Raw genomic sequence first — 16,645 nt, 5'->3', positions numbered from 1 at the left:
TTGGCAGACTAAAATGACGTCGGCGCGGAGGATGCCTCCGGCAAGATCCACTGAATGTCTTCCACTCCCGCAAAGCGTCGGCGCATGACCTCAAGCGCCTGCGGATTGTTGTCTATCAGGATGAAGCGCCGCCCCAACTCCAGGCAGGCAGCCCCGGTGGTGCCGCTCCCAGCAAAGAAATCCAACACCAGATCATCCGGATTAGAAGAGGCCTGAATGATGCGCCGCAAGATGCCCAGCGGTTTCTGAGTTGGGTAGCCGGTGCGTTCACTGCCATTGGTCGGCACAATGGTGTGCCACCAGGTATCCGTGGGAAATTTGCCCCGGGCGGCCTTTTGCGGCCCGACCAGCCCCGGCGCCATGTAGGGGATGCGCTCCACCGCTTCGTAGTTGAAGGTGTAGTGCCTGGGGTCCTTGACGTAAAAAAGAATGTTATCGTGCTTGGGCGGCCATTTACGCCGCGTGCGTGCGCCGTAATCATAAGCCCAGATAATCTCATTCAGAAAGCATTCGCGGCCGAAAATGGTATCCAGCAGGACCTTGCAGTAGTGCACCTCACGGTAATCAATGTGAAAATACAGGCTACCATGCGGCTTAAGCAGGCGGTAGGCTTCGCGCAGGCGCGGCTCCAAGAAACCCAGGTAATCGTCAAAAACATCCGCATAGGCCTGCTGACCCAGTTTGACCGTCAGGTAGCGCCGCCCCCCGAATCCCACCCGATCCCCGCTCTCCGCCTGAATGGTGCGCAGGCGGGGGCGCGCCTGCACCCGCCCGGTGTTAAACGGCGGATCAATGTAAATGAGATCCACCGTCTCGGAGGGCAAGGCCTGCAAAATGGGCAGATTATCCCCAAAATAGACCCAGCCACGGGGGGGACGCTCCGTGCACATCAGGGCCTCACTCGCCGATGATCTTCACCAACACCCGCTTGGGACGCCGTCCATCAAACTCGCCGTAGAAAATCTGCTCCCACGGTCCGAAATCCAGTTTTCCGTTGGTAATCGCCACCACGACCTCTCGCCCCATTACCTGACGTTTGAGGTGAGCATCGGCATTGTCCTCGCCCGTATCGTTGTGGCGGTACTGTGAAACCGGCTCATGCGGAGCCAGTTTTTCCAGCCAACGTTCGAAATCCTGGTGCAGACCCGGCTCATCATCATTGATGAAGACCGAGGCGGTGATGTGCATGGCATTAACCAGCACCAGTCCCTCTTTCACCCCACTTTCGCGCACACAGGCTTCCACCTGCGGCGTGATGTTGATAAACGCCCGTCGTGAGGGCACGTTGAACCACAGTTCTTTGCGATAACTCTTCATCCTTCAACCCCTCAGCAAAAAATCAACGGCGTAGAGGCTCTACGCCGTTGGATTTTAACATAATAACGGACTGCGTGGGCACCTTTCAGGGGTTGGCTGCCGCCCGCTGCCCCAACAGGTGGTTGAGCACCGCCGGCAGCAACCCGCCCTGACGGTAATAACGCACCTCGTTGAGGGTATCCAGGCGCAGGATGACCTCAAAGCGTACTTCACTGCCATCTGCACGCTGTGCCCGCACCTCCAGCCGGGCTCCCGGGAATAGGTTCCCGGCCAGACCGCGAAGATCATAAACCTCCTCGCCACTCAGTCCCAGGCTCTGGGCGTTCTGCCCGGGCAGGAACTGCAGAGGCAGGACCCCCATTCCAGCCAGGTTGGCACGGTGGATGCGCTCAAAAGACTCGGCAATGACCGCCCGCACGCCCAGCAAGCGCGTGCCTTTGGCCGCCCAATCGCGGCTGGAGCCGGTGCCGTACTCCTTGCCCGCCAGGATCAGCAGTGGCACGCCCTCAGCCTGGTAGCGCATGGCCGCCTCGTAAATGGTCATCGTTTCACCCTCGGGAAAATGACGGGTGTAGCCCCCTTCGACCCCCGGCACAAGCAGATTTTTCAGGCGGATGTTGGCAAACGTCCCACGCACCATGACCTGATGATTGCCGCGCCGTGAGCCGTAGGAGTTAAACTCCGAAGGTGGCACGCCTTGCGCAATCAGATACTGCCCGGCAGGGGTGTTCACCGGGATGGTGCCAGCCGGCGAAATGTGATCAGTGGTCACCGAATCGCCCAGCAGTGCCAGCACCCGCGCACCGCGGATATCGGCCACCCAGGTAGCCTCCTGCGGCACCTCGTAGAAAGGCGGTTCTTGCAGATAGGTCGAGCGCGCATCCCAGGTATAAAGCAATCCCTCACCGCTGTGGATGGCGTTCCAGAGCGGGTTGCCGGCATAAAGGTCAGCGTAATCTCGCGCAAACAACTCCGGTGTGATTGCCCGCTGAATGGTCTCAAACACCTCCTGGCTTGAAGGCCAGAGATCGCGCAGGTAGACCGGCTGTCCCTGTGGATCGTAACCAAGCGGTTCGCGTGTGAGGTCGCGCCCAATTTCACCGGCCAGCGCATAGGCCACTACCAGCGGCGGCGAAGCCAGATAGTTAGCGCGGGTATGGGGACTGATGCGCCCCTCAAAGTTGCGGTTGCCCGAAAGCACCGCCACCGCCACCAGATTCTGGGCTTTGATGGCTTCCACAATCGGCTCGGGCAATGGTCCGGCATTGCCAATGCAGGTGGTACAACCGAAACCCACCAGGTGGAAGCCCAACGCCTCCAGGGGCTTGAGCAACCCGGCTGCTGCCAGGTAATCCACCACCACACGCGAACCTGGCGCCAGGCTGGTCTTGACGTAAGGGGGAGTGCGCAGACCGCGCTCCACAGCCTTCTTTGCCAGCAGCCCGGCGGCCACCATCACATACGGGTTGGAAGTGTTAGTGCAGGAGGTTATGGCCGCGATCACCACCGAACCGTGGCGCAGGGTCATCGTCTGCCCATCCAGGTTGACCGCAACCTCGGCCGCCTGCTCGGCTTCTGGCACCCCAAAGCCGTTCGCCGTGCGCGGCGCCGTAAGCGCCTGACGGAAACTAGCCGGCACGTTTCCCAGCGCCACGCGATCTTGGGGACGACGCGGCCCGGCCAGACTGGGCTCCACCTGCCCCATATCCAGTTCCAGCACCGCCGTGTAGGTCGGGGTGGGCGTTTCCGCTGTGCGGAAGAGGTGCTGGGCACGGTAATAGGCTTCAACCAGGCGCACCAGCGCCTCCGGTCGCCCCGAAAAGCGCAGGTAATCCAGCGTTTGGGCATCCACCGGGAAGTAAAGCATGGTGGCACCGCTTTCAGGCGCCATGTTGGCGATCATGGCCCGGTCGGCCAGGGTCAGATGATCCAGGCCAGGTCCAAAAAACTCGACCACCTTGTCCACCACCCCGAAGCGACGCAACATCTGCACAATGGTCAGAGTCAGGTCAGTGGGGGTGGTGCCCTCGGGCAACTTTCCGCTCAGGCGAAAACCGATTACATCCGGCGCAACAATCTCAATGGGTTCACCCAGCATGGCGGCAATGGCCTCAATCCCGCCAACCCCCCAGCCAACAACTCCCAGGCCGTTAATCATGGTGGTGTGCGAATCGGTACCCACCAGGGTATCCGGGAATGCCATGGGCAGCCCATCCGCCTCCTCAACGGTCAGCACACCGCGCGCAAGGTACTCCAGGTTGACCTGGTGCACGATGCCCGAAGCGGGCGGTACAATGCGCAGGTTCTTGAAGGCTCGTTGACACCAATGCAAGAACTCATAGCGCTCGCGATTGCGCTCAAACTCTTTCTCCGCATTAAGTCGAAAGGCATCGGGCATGCCGTAGTAATCCACCTGCACAGAGTGATCAATGACCAGGTCCACCGGTACCTGCGGATTAACCATCGCCGGGTCACCGCCCAATCGTGCTACCGCGGCGCGCATCCCGGCCAGATCGTTGAGCACCGGCACACCTGTGAAATCCTGCATCACCACCCGCCCGGGGAAGAAGGGCAGGCTAGGGCGTTGCTCCGCCTGGGGCTGCCAGGCCACCAAATGCTCCACATCCTCGAGCCCGGCTCGCCCCTGCGCGGCTTGCCGCACCACACCTTCCAGAAAGATGCGTATCACAAAGGGGAGGCGCACCAGGCGATCCGGCGACAACAACGCCTCCAGGGGATAATAACGATAAGAGCGGTCTTCCAGAGTCAGAATTGCGGGTTGGGGTAAGGTTGTCATCCGTCCACCTCTTCCAAACCAGATCTCTCATCTGCCGAGAAGTTCTCATAAATGGCAGTCACCAGCGCACGCGTAAACTCCGAGGTCTTGAGCAGAGTTGCGCCCTCGGTCAGGTGGTACAAATCCTGGGTCAGTTGGCGGGCCGCAATCACCTTCTCCAGCGCACCGATGACCCGATCGGCGGCTTCATGCCAGCCGATATACCGCAACAGCATCTCGCCCGAAAGAATGAGCGAGGTGGGGTTGACCACATCTTTGCCCGCCAGGGTGGGCGCGGTGCCGTGCGTGGCTTCAAAGATCGCCACCCCCGTCTCTTCGTTGAAATTGGCACCCGGCGCAATACCCAGCCCACCCACCAGCGCTGCCAGCGCGTCGGAGAGGTAATCGCCGCTCAAATTCGGGGTGGCCAGCACATCAAATTCATGCGGGCGCGTAATGGCAATCTCAAATGCCGCATCGGTGATCACTTCTTTCACCCACAATTTTCCCGCTTCCAGGGCAGCCTGGCGTTCCTGATTGGCCGTGGCCTCGTCGTAAGCCAGGCGGGTGCGTTCCCACTGGCGCTGGGTGTACACCCGATCACCAAATTCACGCTCGGCCAGGTCGTACCCCCAATTGCGGAAGGCACCTTCGGTCATCTTCATGATATTGCCTTTGTGCACCAGGGTCACGCTACGGCGGCGGTTGGCCAGCGCCCAGCGGATGGCGGCGCGCACCAGGCGCTCGGTGGCATGGCGCGAGATCGGCTTAAGGCTGAAGGCAGTGCTGGCCGGGAAGCGCAGGCGCGCATAGGCTTCGGGGTAATGAGCCTGCAACCAGGCTTGAAACGCCTGGTTAATCTCGCTTTCGGCAGGAAATTCGATCTCGGCGTACAGGTCTTCGGTGTTCTCGCGAAACACCACCATGTTAACCTTTTCGGGGTGGCGCACCGGCGAGGGCACGCCGGGCAGCCAGCGCACAGGTCGCTGGCAGACGTAGAGATCCAGGGTGCGCCGCAGTGCCACCGTCACCGAACGTACCCCCTCGCCAATGGGGGTGGCCAGTGGCCCCTTGATGCCGACCTTGTAGGTTTCAAAAGCGCGCAGGGTCTCTTCCGGCAGCCACACCCCAAAACGCCAAAAAGCCTTCTGACCGGCAAAGACCTCGTACCACTGAATCTGACGGCGGCCTCCATAAGCCGCCTCTACAGCCGCATCCAGGACCGTGCGCGTAGCGCGCCAGATCTCAGGGCCGGAACCATCGCCCTCAATGAAGGGCAAGATGGGGCGATCCGGCACCTGCCAGCGCCCATCTGCATGCGTGATGGGTTCGCCATGAGGGGGAGGGGAAGGGTATTCGTAAGCCATGCCCAAATTATAGCGCGAAAGTGGAGCGCTTGGGTCATAATGAAAGAGCGCCAATCTTTCATTAGAGTGGTAAAATGTCAGTCAATCGCAGGATTTGAAAACGGAGGTGACTCTCATGAACGCAGAAAAAGGCACGTTCAAGGTCAAGGTTGGGCTGGCGCAAATGCTGAAAGGGGGAGTCATCATGGATGTGGTCACGCCGGAACAAGCGCGCATTGCCGAAGATGCCGGGGCAGTCGCGGTGATGGCGCTGGAACGCGTTCCGGCGGATATTCGCGCTCAGGGCGGGGTGGCGCGGATGAGCGACCCGGAACTGATCCTCAAAATCATGGACGCAGTTAGCATCCCGGTCATGGCCAAAGTGCGCATTGGACACTTTGTCGAAGCCCAAATTCTAGAGGCCATTGGGGTGGACTACATTGATGAATCCGAGGTGCTCACCCCCGCCGATGAAGAGCACCACATCAACAAACACGCTTTCAAGGTGCCCTTCGTCTGCGGCGCGCGCGATCTGGGTGAAGCCCTGCGACGCATCGGCGAAGGAGCCGCCATGATCCGCACCAAAGGCGAAGCCGGCACCGGCGACGTGGTGGAAGCCGTGCGCCATGCACGGCGCATCCTGGGGCAAATCCGTCATCTGCAGAGCCTACCCGAAGAAGAGGTGATGGCCTACGCGAAAGAGATTGGCGCCCCCTACGAACTCGTCATGGAAACCCGCGCCTTAGGTCGCCTGCCGGTGGTCAATTTTGCCGCTGGTGGCATTGCAACCCCCGCCGATGCTGCCCTGATGATGCAACTGGGCATGGATGGAGTCTTTGTCGGGTCGGGCATCTTCAAATCCGGCGATCCGGCCAAGCGCGCCGCCGCCATCGTCAAAGCGGTGACCCACTACAACGAACCGCACATCCTGGCCGAGGTCAGCCGCAACCTGGGCGAGCCCATGGTCGGGCGCACGGTGGCCAGCCTGGCCGAACATGAGATGATGGCCGGGCGCGGCTGGTAAGCCCTGGGAGGAGGTGAGTATGCACATCGGCGTCCTCGCCCTCCAGGGGGATTTCATCGAGCATCAGCACATTCTGGAACGCCTGGGCGTTCAAACGCGCCAGGTGCGCTTGCCTGCCCATCTGGAAGGGTTGGATGGTCTGATCATCCCCGGCGGCGAATCCACCACCATCGGTAAACTGGCCACCGACTTCGGCCTGATGGAACCCCTGCGCGCCTTCGCCCGCTCCCATGCCGTGTGGGGCACTTGCGCTGGCGCCATCTTTCTCTCCAAAGATGCGCGTCGCCCCCAGCCTCTGCTGGGGTTGATGGACATCGAGGTGCAGCGCAATGCCTTCGGGCGACAGGTGGAAAGTTTTGAGATAGATCTCGACGTGCCTGCCCTGCGCCAGGTTGAAGAGACGGCGCGTCCCTTCCACGCCGTCTTCATCCGCGCCCCCATCATTGAGCGAGTAGGAGCAGAGGTTGAAATCCTGGCCACTCTCTCAGATGGACGCATCGTCGCCGCCCGCCAGGGACATTGGCTGGCCACCTCCTTCCACCCCGAACTTACGGACGACACGCGCTTTCACCGCTTCTTCTTGAAGATGGTGCAGGAGGTAACCCCACTCCATCAGGATGCGGCGGTGTCCCGCTGAATAAGACAAAATTCACCTTAAAAAATCGCGTCAGCGGTTGACAAAGCACGCAACCTTTGCTATAAAAATGGCATGTTAATCGGGCTCGAAGTCAAGCGTCAACCAAAGCCAAAGACCCTTCCCGTGGAAGGGCTGGTGCCGCTTGGCTGAAGCCGTTACCGATTTGATCCAACGTGGTGCAACAAGCCCTTCCGAAGCCAAAGGAAGGGCTTTTATATTTCTTATATTTCGGTGTACCTCTGGAGGAGACAGCAATGAAAACTTTTCGACAGATCCTGGTTGGAATAACCCTGGCGGCCATCCTGCTCTCAGCCTGTGCGCCTGCCGCCACCCCGGTGCCCCCCTCGCCCACGGCGGCTTCAACCCAGACCGCAGTCGCCCCAACAACCGCTGCTCAACCTGAAGGCTGTCTGGGCAGTGCGGAGACGGCCCTGGTAGATCTGAACTGCCGCAAGATCACCATTGCGGTGGAAAACGCCTACCCACCCTTCAATTACATTTCCGTCCAAACCGGTGAACCGGGCGGTTGGGATTACGACGTTTGGCGCGAGATCTGCACCCTCCTGCACTGCACCCCCGTCTTCGTTGAAGCCGCCTGGGATGGGCTGATCCAAGCCGTTTCCCTGGGGCAGTACGATGTGGCCGCGGATGGCATTACCATCACCGAAGAACGCAAGCAGATGGTAGATTTCTCGGATGGCTACCTGCAAATTCAGCAGCGTTTATTGGTGCGCAAGGGCGAAAATCGCTTTGACAGCCTAGAGACCTTTGTGGCTAATCAAAGCCTGATCCTGGGCACCCAGATTGCCACCACCAACTACGAAACCGCCACCAAGTACCTACCGGAAACGCGCATCAAGGGCTTTGAGCAATTCCCCTTTGCCGTGCAAGCCCTGCTTTCTGGCGATGTGGACGCCGTGATCATGGACGAGGTGATCGGATTGGGCTACGTGGGCGAAAACGCCGATCAACTTGAACTCATCGGCCCGCCCATCTCCAGCGATGAACTGGGATTTGCCTTCCCCAAAGGCAGTGACCTGGTCGGCCCGGTCAACCAGGCCATCGCCGCTCTGAAAGCCAACGGCACGCTGGAAAAATACAATCTCAAATACTTCGGCCCGGACTTCAAACAACCTTAAGGCTCCCCTTGCTACCGCCTGCCTTGCCCGCAGGCGGTAGCCCCATACGGTTGCCAAACGGAGGAGGCAATGCTTAATCGCTTATCTATTAAGTGGTTCCAGGCCATTTTTGGGGTGTCGTGGCCGCGCTTGCACTGGGGTGCGCGCTTGAAGGCCATTCCCTGGTGGTTGGTGGCAATGGGCCTGATTGCCATCTACACCGCCATTACCATCTACAGCCGTCCCTCGTACCGCCAAGCCTTTGATTTTATCAAGGTCGGGCTGAGCATCACCCTCAGCACCACCCTCTTTGCCTTTGGCATCGCCGTGGTAATCGGTCTGATCACCGGGCTGGGGCGTTTGTCCAATAACCTCCTCTTCAAAAACCTCGCTACGTTGTACATTGAACTGGTGCGCGGCATTCCCATGCTGGTCCTGATTTTCTACATTGCCCTGGTTGGCATGCCCGGGGTGGTCAGCGCGCTCAACCAGTTGGGACACTGGCTGAGCGGGGTGGGGGCCGGCGAGCTGGGCAGCCGTCTGAGCAGCCTGGAAAACAATGCCATCTCTATGGGCGTGCGTGCCATCACCGCCCTTTCCATCACCTACGGCGCTTTTCTGGCGGAGGTCTTCCGTGCCGGCATTCAATCCATCCCCAAGGGCCAGATGGAAGCGGCGCGTTCACTCGGCATGACCTACGGCCAGGCCATGCGCTTCGTCATCCTGCCTCAGGCCGTGCGCAATATTCTGCCGGCTCTGGGCAATGATTTCATCTCCATGCTCAAAGATTCGTCGCTGGTTTCCGTGCTCGCCGTGCGCGATATTACCCAGGTCACCCGCCTCTACGCTGCACGGTCCTTCCAGTACCAGGAAGCCTATACCACACTGGCCGTCATGTACCTGACCATGACCATGGTGCTATCGTTCATCGTCAAGGCCATTGAAAAGCGCATGCACCGGGTTTGAGAAATTTAGAACAATTAGGATGATTTTTGTTGACTTTTATCAGGGGCCTCTCTATAATGTGTTTAAGTCACCGGGACAGCGTCCCTCTCTGTGGGACGCCGGCTGACTGAGGAGCGCAAGCATGCTACCCGAAAAAGTGCAACTCCTTGAGCGTATTGCCTGCATTTTGGACTGCTTTAATGCCGAATCACGCCAAATGGGGGTACGACAGGTGGCACGCAAAATCAACCTCTCCGTCAGCACCACCGGCCGACTGATGCAAGCCATGCGCGAAATGGGGCTTTTGGTGCAGGACCCCACCACCTCGCTCTACGGGATCGGGCCGCGAGTGCTTTCCTGGGCCGATGCCTACCTGGCCAGCCTGGATGTGCGCACACTGGCCCTGCCCCACCTGCAGACCCTGCACCGCGAGACCATGGAGACCGTCAGTCTCTACATCCTGGATGGCGATGCACGCATCTGCGTCGAACGCCTGGAAAGTCCCCACAGCCTGCGCCTGGTCGCCCCACTAGGGCAACGCCTGCCCCTCTACGCAGGCTCGGCCGGTAAAGTGCTGCTGGCCTTCCTGCCCCGCGCCGAACAGGAGGCGTTGTTGGAACAAACCGACCTGCAGCCCCTGACCCCCTATACCATCACCGACCGCCGCGCCCTCTTGCAGGAATTGGAACTCATCCGCGCCCAGGGATATGCCATCAGCCACGGCGAATGGATCGCCGAAGCCAATGGCGTTTCGGTGCCCATCTTCGACCGCACTCACGCCATCCACGCCGCCATCACCGTCTCCGGCCCGGCCCAGCGCCTGACGGATGAGAAAATTGCCGCCCACCTGCCGCAACTGCTGGCCGCCGCCCGCGAGATCTCACTGGAAATGGGCTGGCGCCCCAACCCGCTCTTTCCCTCCCTGGCCACGGCCGGAGGTGCCCATGAGCACGCCCGTTAAGACCATCTCCTACCTTCAAACCACCCCCCTTTATCATTTTTCCATCAGGAGGAATGCCGCATGAGCCACAGAATGAAAGAACGCCTGGCCTATCACCTCAATGAGCAGCGCCAGCGTCTGGACTACCTCAAGAAGCACTACGGGCAGTTCAAAATCAGTGAAGTCACGTTGGAGCAGATCATCAGCGGGATACGCGGGGTCACTCTGCTGATCACCGACACCTCCTACGTAGATCCTCATCAGGGCATCCGCATTCGCGACTTTACCATCCCTGAACTGCTCCGGGTACTGCCCAAGGCCCGCAATTCGGCCTTTCCCCTGGCTGGCGGGCTTTACTACCTGCTGATGACGGGCGAGGTACCGGACGAGACCGAGGCCTGGGAAGTTGAAGAAACCTGGAAAGAACGCATGGCCGTCCCCGAGCACGTCTTTCGGGTGATTGATGCCATGCCGCACCAGACCCATCCCATGACGCTCCTTTCGCAGGCCATTCTGGCTCTGCAAACCGAATCCATCTTTGCCCGCCGCTACGAGGAGGGCATCTCCAAACCGGCTTTCTGGGGCTACTACCTGGAAGACAGCCTCAACCTCACCGCCAAACTGCCCGTCCTGGCCGCCTACATCTACAACCGCAAATACCGGCAGGGTGAGCACATTCCACCCCATCCCGATTTGGATTGGAGCGCCAATTTCGCCTACATGATCGGGCGGAGCGATGACCCCATCTTCGTTGAACTGATGCGCCTCTACTTCGTGCTCCACTCCGACCACGAGGGCGGCAATGTCACCGCCTACTCGGCCAACGTGGTCTCCTCCTCGCTGGCCGATATTTACTTCACCGCATCCGCCGGCATCAACGGCCTGGCCGGCCCATTGCACGGCCTGGCCAATCAGGAGTGCACGCGCTGGCTGCTGCGGGTGTTGCACCACTTTGGCGGACTGCCCAGTGAAGAGCAACTGGAAACTTACGTGCGTGAGCAAGTGGAACGGGGCATGACCATCCCCGGCTACGGGCACGCCGTCCTGCGCACCGTGGACCCCCGCTTTACCGCGCTGGCCGATCTGGCCGAGACCTACTTCCCGCAGGATACCCTCTACCGCCTGGTCAAGCGCGTTTATGCGGTGGTGCCGCGCGTTTTGGCTTCTCTGGGCAAGGTCAAGAACCCCTGGCCCAACGTGGATGCCATCAGCGGCGCCCTGCTCTATCACTTTGGCGTGCGCCAATTGGATTTCTACACCGTCCTCTTCGGCATCAGCCGCATGCTGGGAGTCACCGCCCAGACGGTGTGGTCGCGTGGGCTTTACAAGCCGCTGGAGCGCCCCAAGTCCATCACCAGCCAGATGCTGGAGGCCATGATCGCCCAGGCGGATGAGACCGCGCCGGCGCCACTAGCCTCAACCCCGGTGGCCTGAGGGCGATTTCAGGCCCCGCCCGGCGTGTAGAGGGAAGGATCGGTCGGCGTCTGGCCAGAAGGATCCCACACGTACACCCAATCCCCCTCGTGGGCCCACTCAAAGAGCCAGTGGGCATCACCGAGGGACATGTTGACGCAGCCGTGGGTCTGCGGAAAGCCGAACCACGCCCGCCAGTAAGCCCCGTGTAGGGCGCGCGCCTCATCAAAGTACATCGTCCACGGCACATCTTCCAGGTAGTAGTAATCCGAGCGGTCGGCGGCAAATGCGCCGCTCATCGTCTCGGTCATCTTCTTCTTGTAGATCTTAAACAGCCCCGGCCGGGTGTAGAACGGCTCGCCTCCGCTGGCAATCAGGGTTGCGAAGACCAACCGCCCCCCATCGTAAACCGCCACGGTCTGGTCGTAGAGGTTGACCTCGATCCAGCGGTTACCTTCCACGCCCGGTGGCGGGGTGGGGTTGACGCGCACCTGGCGGATGAAGGTGCGCTCAATCCACTGATCGGGGCCGATCATGTACCAATCCATGTTGCCCACGCGCTGGACGGTGTAGATGGGCACCACCTGGTAGCGTTTAAGCACCGTGCCGGTCTTGGGCGCCGCATAACCCGGCGCCGCGCGCACCTCCGCCGGGCCGGCCAGATCCACAATCCAGCCAAAATCGTGCGTCGGCGTGGCGTGGAAGACCAGCCCCTGGAAGGTGGCGTAGGCAATGGGTGAGGCGCGCAGCCACTCACCGGAGCGCAGGCGCACGAAGGGCTTGCCGTTGACGCGCTGCACCTCCACGTAAGAGACGTAGCGCAGTGGCCCGGGGTCAATGAAGCGTACCGGGTTCTGTCCCGCCACGGCATCCTCCAGGCTGGCGTAGAGGGGAGCGGGCTCTTCGGCCGGCAGGTTGATGCGGGCGATGAGCGCCGGGCTCTCATTCAGGGCCGGATCGGGGGAAGTGGCCGGGAGAGGCCGCGGGGGCAGGGTCAGCCCCAGGCGCGCCCACTCGGTCAGGCGCTGGGCCGGCCCCAACGGCAGGCAATCGCCGGGGTCGCTGAGGTACACCCCCGGCAGGCACAGTGGGCGCCCGCCGTAGGATTCGCGCCAGGGGGCATCTTCCGCGCGGACGGGCGCTACCACCCACCCCGCCAGTCCCAGCGCCAGCACCAGAATCACTCCCACCACCCACCTCATGCGCTTTCGTCGTCGCATGCTCACCTCGTCCTCCATCATCCGTGGGCTCATTATAAACATAGCCCGGCGCGGGGGTCAAGTTATACCCCCTTTTTCACCCCACCCGCGCCCACAGCGGGTAGAATCAGAGGCGTACCCAAATTTTTCCCCGAGGATGTTGAGCCGTGAACGCTTTCCTGCCCCTTCCCACGCTGATCGAAAACTACCTGGATGAATGCAACAGCGCGCATATCTACCGCTATCTGGCCGCCGCTGAAGCCGACCCGCGCCTGCGCGAAATTTACCAGCGCCTGGCCGAAACCGAAGAGCGCCATGCCGCGGCCTGGGCCGAGCGCATCCGCGCGGCCGGCGGCCAGGTGCCCACCTTCCACCCACCCCTGCGCACGCGCCTGCTGCTCTGGCTGGCCGCGCGCTTCGGCCCTGCCCTGATCTTGCCCGCTCTGCAGGGCATGGAACGCGGCGGCGCCAGCGGCTACGCCCAGCAGGGCGCCCCGGCGGCCATGAGCCGCCAGGAGCAGAGCCACGCCCTGGTTCTGGGGCAGATTGCCCGCCTGGCTCGCGGCGGGCTTTCGGGCAGCGCCCTGGCGCAACTGGAGGGCCGCCACCGTGCCACCGGCGGCAACGCCCTGCGCGCGGCAGTGCTCGGCGCCAATGACGGCCTGGTCTCCAACCTTAGCCTGGTAATGGGCGTCGCCGGGGCTGCCCTGGACAATCGCACCGTGCTCATTACCGGGCTGGCCGGCCTGCTGGCCGGCGCCATCTCCATGGCCCTGGGCGAGTGGCTCTCGGTGCAAAGCGCTCGCGAACTTTACGGCCACCAGATCGCCATCGAAGCCGAAGAAATTGCCCACGCTCCGGAAGAAGAGGCTGAGGAACTGGCGCTCATCTACGAAGCGCGCGGGTTGGCCCCCGAACAGGCCCGCGCCTTGGCCACGCAGATCCTGAGCGACCCGCAAAATGCGCTGGACACCCTGGCACGCGAAGAACTCGGCGTGGATCCGCAGGAACTGGGCGGCTCGGCCTGGGAAGCCGCGCTGACCTCCTTCGTGCTCTTTGCCCTCGGCGCCATCTTTCCGGTGTTGCCTTTCGCCTTCTTTAGCGGCTTCAGCGCCGTCATCGCCAGCATCCTCTTCAGCATTCTGGCCCTTTTCGGGCTAGGCGCGGCCATCACCCTCTTCACCGGGCGCTCGGTGCTCTACTCCGGCCTGCGCATGGTCATCTTCGGTCTGCTGGCCGCCGCAGTCACCTTCGGCATTGGTCGCCTCATCGGCGTGAGCATTGCCGGCTAGCGGCGCGGCTTGAGTACCAGGCGGATCGGCGTCCCGGTGAAGGGATATTCGCGGCGGATGCAGTTCTCCAGGTAGCGCAGGTAGGTGAAGTGCGCCAGTTTGGGGTCGTTGACGTAAATCAGGAAGGTGGGCGGGTCGGTGCGCACCTGCGTGCCGTAGTAGATGCGCAGGCTCTTGCCCGTCCGTGAAGTGGGGGTGTGCGCGTCTTGTGCCGCCTGCAAAATGCGGTTGAGGTGGGCCGTGGGCAGGTGTGCCAGGCGCTCTTCCTGCACCTTGAGCGCCAGCGGAAGCACCTGGTCCACCCGCTGGCCGGTTTTTGCCGAGATGAACAAAATCGGCACGTAGTCCATGAAATTCAATTCCTGACGGATGCGCTGGGTGTATTCCTGCATGGTCTGGCTGTCCTTGGGCACTGCATCCCATTTGTTGACCAGGACGACCACGCTCTTATTGGCTTCCAGAATGTAGCCAGCAATGTGGGCATCCTGGGCAGTGACGCCGGTTGTGGCATCCAGCATCAGCAGTGCCACATCACAGCGCTCAATGGCGCGCAGGGTGCGCAGGACGCTGTATTTCTCCACCCCCGGCTCAATGCGCCCGCGGCGGCGAATGCCCGCCGTATCAATCAACGTGATCGGGATGCCCTGGTACTCAATGGGCGTATCAATGGCATCGCGGGTGGTCCCGGCAATGGGGCTGACGATGGCGCGCTCTTCTCCCACCAGACGGTTGAGCAGGCTGGACTTGCCCACGTTGGGCCGCCCCACAATGGCAATTTTGACCGCTTCCTCCTCCTCGGCCTCAGCCGCGGGCGGCAGGTGCGCCACCACCTCATCCAAAAGGTCGCCGATGCCCAGCCCGTGCAGTGCCGAGATGGCGTGGGGTTCGCCCAGCCCCAGCTCGTAGAACTGCGCCGCCTGCTGGCGTAAACTCTCATGATCCGCTTTATTGACCACCAACAGCACTGGCGGGTGGGGTTTCCCCTCAATAATGCGCTGTTTGCGCCGCAGCAGATTCGCCACCTCCATATCGGCGGGGGTCACGCCACTGCTGGCATCCACCAGGAAAAGCACCACATCCGCATCTTCAATCGCCATCTCGGCCTGGGCGCGAATCTGCTCAATGTACTCCGCCGAACCCACCGAAAGGGGGCGCTCTCCCCCCACGCGCGGGTCAATGCCCCCTGTGTCCACCACCAGGAAGGGGTGGCCCGTCCACTCGGCCTCGGCAATCAGGCGATCACGCGTGGTGCCGGGAACGCCATCCACAATGGCAAGCGGCTCGCCTACCAGGCGATTGAATAACGTGCTTTTGCCCACATTCGGGCGACCCACCAGGGCTACCAGGGGTTTCGCCATATCATCTCCTCCATCTCAGGGTCGGCGGGTGGGGGTGGGGGCCGAAGCGCGACTGATCACCACCTCCACCGTCTCCGGCTGGATGGATTCTACCCGAAGATCGCTCAACAGCACCTCGACCGTGGGCGTTACCTGATGCGTGCCAGGCGGCAGATCCTGCACGTTGACCACCACCCGCACATCGCCCGGTTGGAGACGGTCTAGCAGCGCCACCGGCCCGCTGAGGATCACCGTCAGCGCCTCCGGAGAAACGGTCGCCGTGTACCCCGGCGCCAACCCGCTGACCTCCACGCGCAGATTGGGTAGGGTGACACTGCTCTCAATGGCCGCAACGCCCACCCGCACCAGCACCTGGGTTTGATCTCCCACCACAGAAACTCCCGGTGGCAGGTTGAGCGGCACCAACACATCCAGATCATCTTTGGCGTTGGTGATGTCCAGCGGCATTGTTTCGATGTAGCCCGGCAAATCGGTGACGCTCTGCGGATTGTCCGAGTACACTGTGATCACCGGCGGGAAAACGGCGATGTTGGTCAGGCGGTAGCCACTGGCCACCTGCCCCTGGAGCACCACCTTGATCACCACATTGCGGTAGCCGAAACGCTGACGGATGGCCACATTCACCGTCACTCGATCCGGCACCAGGGTCAGCCCGCTAACCGGGTTGCCGCTGGCATCCAAAGCCTGGAGAGGGAGCGTGCGGGTCAGGCTCTCACTGGCCCCGCTGATATCCAGGACGGCCTGCACTTCGGCCACCTTGCTGACGCGGGATTCCGGGCCGCTCACCACCACCCTCTCCCGATTCAGCACAGGAGCCTCAGCGCTAAACCCGCCTGCCGGTGTGCCGTTGACCACCAGTCGGATCGGCATCTCGCGCGATTCTAGGCGCTCCAGCGTCAGGGTCACCGTCTTAGGTGAGTAGGAGATGACACGCACCGGACGCAGGCCGACTTGAACTTGAACCGGCACGGCATACGTCCCGGGCCCCAGCCCGGTCAGGTCCACCACAGCCCGTACGGCCTCCGGTTCGCTGGTCAGCGCATTCCATAGTGAGCGTGGCGCCCGCAGCGTCAGCGTTACCGGTGAAAGATCTTCCGGGCTGAGGATCAGGTTCGGGTCTTTACCCACCACACTAATAGAAACAGGGCGTGGGTATATCGCCTCTTCATTGGGATCATTGGCCGTCACAGCCGAGACCCACACTGCCAGCGCCAGAAGGAAGGCCGTCACAAACGCCGGAACCATGCGCCAGGCACGCCGTAGCCAGTTCCAAACCATGG

General features: G+C 61.6%; 14 protein-coding genes. 7 read left to right on the top strand and 7 right to left on the bottom strand.

Translation table 11 applies throughout. The annotated features are described in order from the left end of the window. Window positions 1-8 precede the first annotated feature (8 nt). From SE15_RS00455 to icd, 4 genes are all read right to left on the bottom strand, one after another. Window positions 9-890 (bottom strand): DNA-methyltransferase, encoded by an 882-nt coding sequence (locus SE15_RS00455; RefSeq protein WP_054520150.1) that lies wholly within the window; start codon window positions 888-890, stop codon window positions 9-11. Between the two features lie 7 nt (window positions 891-897). Next, window positions 898-1,317, bottom strand: a complete 420-nt coding sequence (locus SE15_RS00450; RefSeq protein ID WP_054520149.1) for a secondary thiamine-phosphate synthase enzyme YjbQ — start codon at window positions 1,315-1,317, stop codon at window positions 898-900. A gap of 85 nt (window positions 1,318-1,402) precedes the next feature. Further along, on the bottom strand, window positions 1,403-4,114 hold the full coding sequence (gene acnA / locus SE15_RS00445; protein ID WP_054520148.1) for an aconitate hydratase AcnA: 2,712 nt from the start codon (window positions 4,112-4,114) through the stop codon (window positions 1,403-1,405). Next, on the bottom strand, window positions 4,111-5,460 hold the full coding sequence (gene icd / locus SE15_RS00440; protein WP_054521291.1) for an NADP-dependent isocitrate dehydrogenase: 1,350 nt from the start codon (window positions 5,458-5,460) through the stop codon (window positions 4,111-4,113). Before icd ends, acnA begins: the two co-directional genes overlap by 4 nt. 115 nt (window positions 5,461-5,575) lie before the next feature. Here icd and pdxS point away from each other — a divergent pair, with 115 nt between their 5' ends. The 6 genes from pdxS (at window position 5,576) to SE15_RS00410 (ending at window position 11,537) form a co-directional block, all read left to right on the top strand. Next, a complete protein-coding gene (gene pdxS / locus SE15_RS00435) occupies window positions 5,576-6,463 on the top strand; it encodes a pyridoxal 5'-phosphate synthase lyase subunit PdxS (protein ID WP_054520147.1) in 888 nt (295 codons plus the stop codon). A 19-nt stretch (window positions 6,464-6,482) separates the two neighbouring features. Next, window positions 6,483-7,100 (top strand): pyridoxal 5'-phosphate synthase glutaminase subunit PdxT, encoded by a 618-nt coding sequence (gene pdxT, locus SE15_RS00430; protein WP_054520146.1) that lies wholly within the window; start codon window positions 6,483-6,485, stop codon window positions 7,098-7,100. Between the two features lie 254 nt (window positions 7,101-7,354). After that, window positions 7,355-8,239, top strand: coding sequence for a transporter substrate-binding domain-containing protein (locus SE15_RS00425; protein ID WP_054520145.1), 885 nt, complete (start codon window positions 7,355-7,357; stop codon window positions 8,237-8,239). Between the two features lie 69 nt (window positions 8,240-8,308). Beyond that, a complete protein-coding gene (locus SE15_RS00420) occupies window positions 8,309-9,184 on the top strand; it encodes an amino acid ABC transporter permease (protein WP_054520144.1) in 876 nt (291 codons plus the stop codon). A 121-nt stretch (window positions 9,185-9,305) separates the two neighbouring features. Next, entirely contained in the window at window positions 9,306-10,124 is an 819-nt protein-coding gene (locus tag SE15_RS00415) for an IclR family transcriptional regulator (protein WP_054520143.1), read from the top strand. A gap of 60 nt (window positions 10,125-10,184) precedes the next feature. Continuing rightward, entirely contained in the window at window positions 10,185-11,537 is a 1,353-nt protein-coding gene (locus tag SE15_RS00410; RefSeq protein WP_169786532.1) for a citrate (Si)-synthase, read from the top strand. An 8-nt stretch (window positions 11,538-11,545) separates the two neighbouring features. On the opposite strand, the gene SE15_RS00405 is transcribed toward SE15_RS00410, so the two are convergent. After that, entirely contained in the window at window positions 11,546-12,736 is a 1,191-nt protein-coding gene (locus SE15_RS00405; protein WP_160316629.1) for a L,D-transpeptidase, read from the bottom strand. A gap of 146 nt (window positions 12,737-12,882) precedes the next feature. Here SE15_RS00405 and SE15_RS00400 point away from each other — a divergent pair, with 146 nt between their 5' ends. Next, on the top strand, window positions 12,883-14,007 hold the full coding sequence (locus tag SE15_RS00400) for a VIT1/CCC1 transporter family protein (protein WP_201778031.1): 1,125 nt from the start codon (window positions 12,883-12,885) through the stop codon (window positions 14,005-14,007). Here the strand turns inward: SE15_RS00400 and der are convergent. Both der and SE15_RS00390 read right to left on the bottom strand, forming a co-directional pair. Beyond that, the gene (der, locus tag SE15_RS00395; protein ID WP_054520140.1) at window positions 14,004-15,365 is read right to left on the bottom strand and encodes a ribosome biogenesis GTPase Der; all 1,362 of its coding nucleotides are present in this window, start codon (window positions 15,363-15,365) and stop codon (window positions 14,004-14,006) included. The two genes, SE15_RS00400 and der, sit on opposite strands and share 4 nt — an antisense overlap. Before the next feature lie 15 nt (window positions 15,366-15,380). Beyond that, entirely contained in the window at window positions 15,381-16,643 is a 1,263-nt protein-coding gene (locus tag SE15_RS00390; RefSeq protein WP_054520139.1) for a CdaR family protein, read from the bottom strand. Window positions 16,644-16,645 lie beyond the last annotated feature (2 nt).

The sequence above is a fragment of the Thermanaerothrix daxensis genome, assembly GCF_001306145.1.
GTDB classification, from domain to species: domain Bacteria; phylum Chloroflexota; class Anaerolineae; order Anaerolineales; family Anaerolineaceae; genus Thermanaerothrix; species Thermanaerothrix daxensis.
Note: the sequence above shows the minus strand (reverse complement) of the source record. Positions and strands in the feature narration are given on the sequence as shown.

Bases quoted from the DNA above. Each gene is read 5' to 3' on its own strand.
- SE15_RS00450 (WP_054520149.1), bottom strand. From the start codon at position 1,317: ATGAAGAGTTATCGCAAAGAACTGTGGTTCAACGTGCCCTCACGACGG.
- der (WP_054520140.1), bottom strand. From the start codon at position 15,365: ATGGCGAAACCCCTGGTAGCCCTGGTGGGTCGCCCGAATGTGGGCAAA.
- acnA (WP_054520148.1), bottom strand. From the start codon at position 4,114: ATGACAACCTTACCCCAACCCGCAATTCTGACTCTGGAAGACCGCTCT.
- SE15_RS00410 (WP_169786532.1), top strand. From the start codon at position 10,185: ATGAGCCACAGAATGAAAGAACGCCTGGCCTATCACCTCAATGAGCAG.
- SE15_RS00390 (WP_054520139.1), bottom strand. From the start codon at position 16,643: ATGGTTTGGAACTGGCTACGGCGTGCCTGGCGCATGGTTCCGGCGTTT.
- SE15_RS00405 (WP_160316629.1), bottom strand. From the start codon at position 12,736: ATGCGACGACGAAAGCGCATGAGGTGGGTGGTGGGAGTGATTCTGGTG.
- icd (WP_054521291.1), bottom strand. From the start codon at position 5,460: ATGGCTTACGAATACCCTTCCCCTCCCCCTCATGGCGAACCCATCACG.
- pdxS (WP_054520147.1), top strand. From the start codon at position 5,576: ATGAACGCAGAAAAAGGCACGTTCAAGGTCAAGGTTGGGCTGGCGCAA.
- SE15_RS00455 (WP_054520150.1), bottom strand. From the start codon at position 890: ATGTGCACGGAGCGTCCCCCCCGTGGCTGGGTCTATTTTGGGGATAAT.
- pdxT (WP_054520146.1), top strand. From the start codon at position 6,483: ATGCACATCGGCGTCCTCGCCCTCCAGGGGGATTTCATCGAGCATCAG.
- SE15_RS00420 (WP_054520144.1), top strand. From the start codon at position 8,309: ATGCTTAATCGCTTATCTATTAAGTGGTTCCAGGCCATTTTTGGGGTG.
- SE15_RS00425 (WP_054520145.1), top strand. From the start codon at position 7,355: ATGAAAACTTTTCGACAGATCCTGGTTGGAATAACCCTGGCGGCCATC.
- SE15_RS00415 (WP_054520143.1), top strand. From the start codon at position 9,306: ATGCTACCCGAAAAAGTGCAACTCCTTGAGCGTATTGCCTGCATTTTG.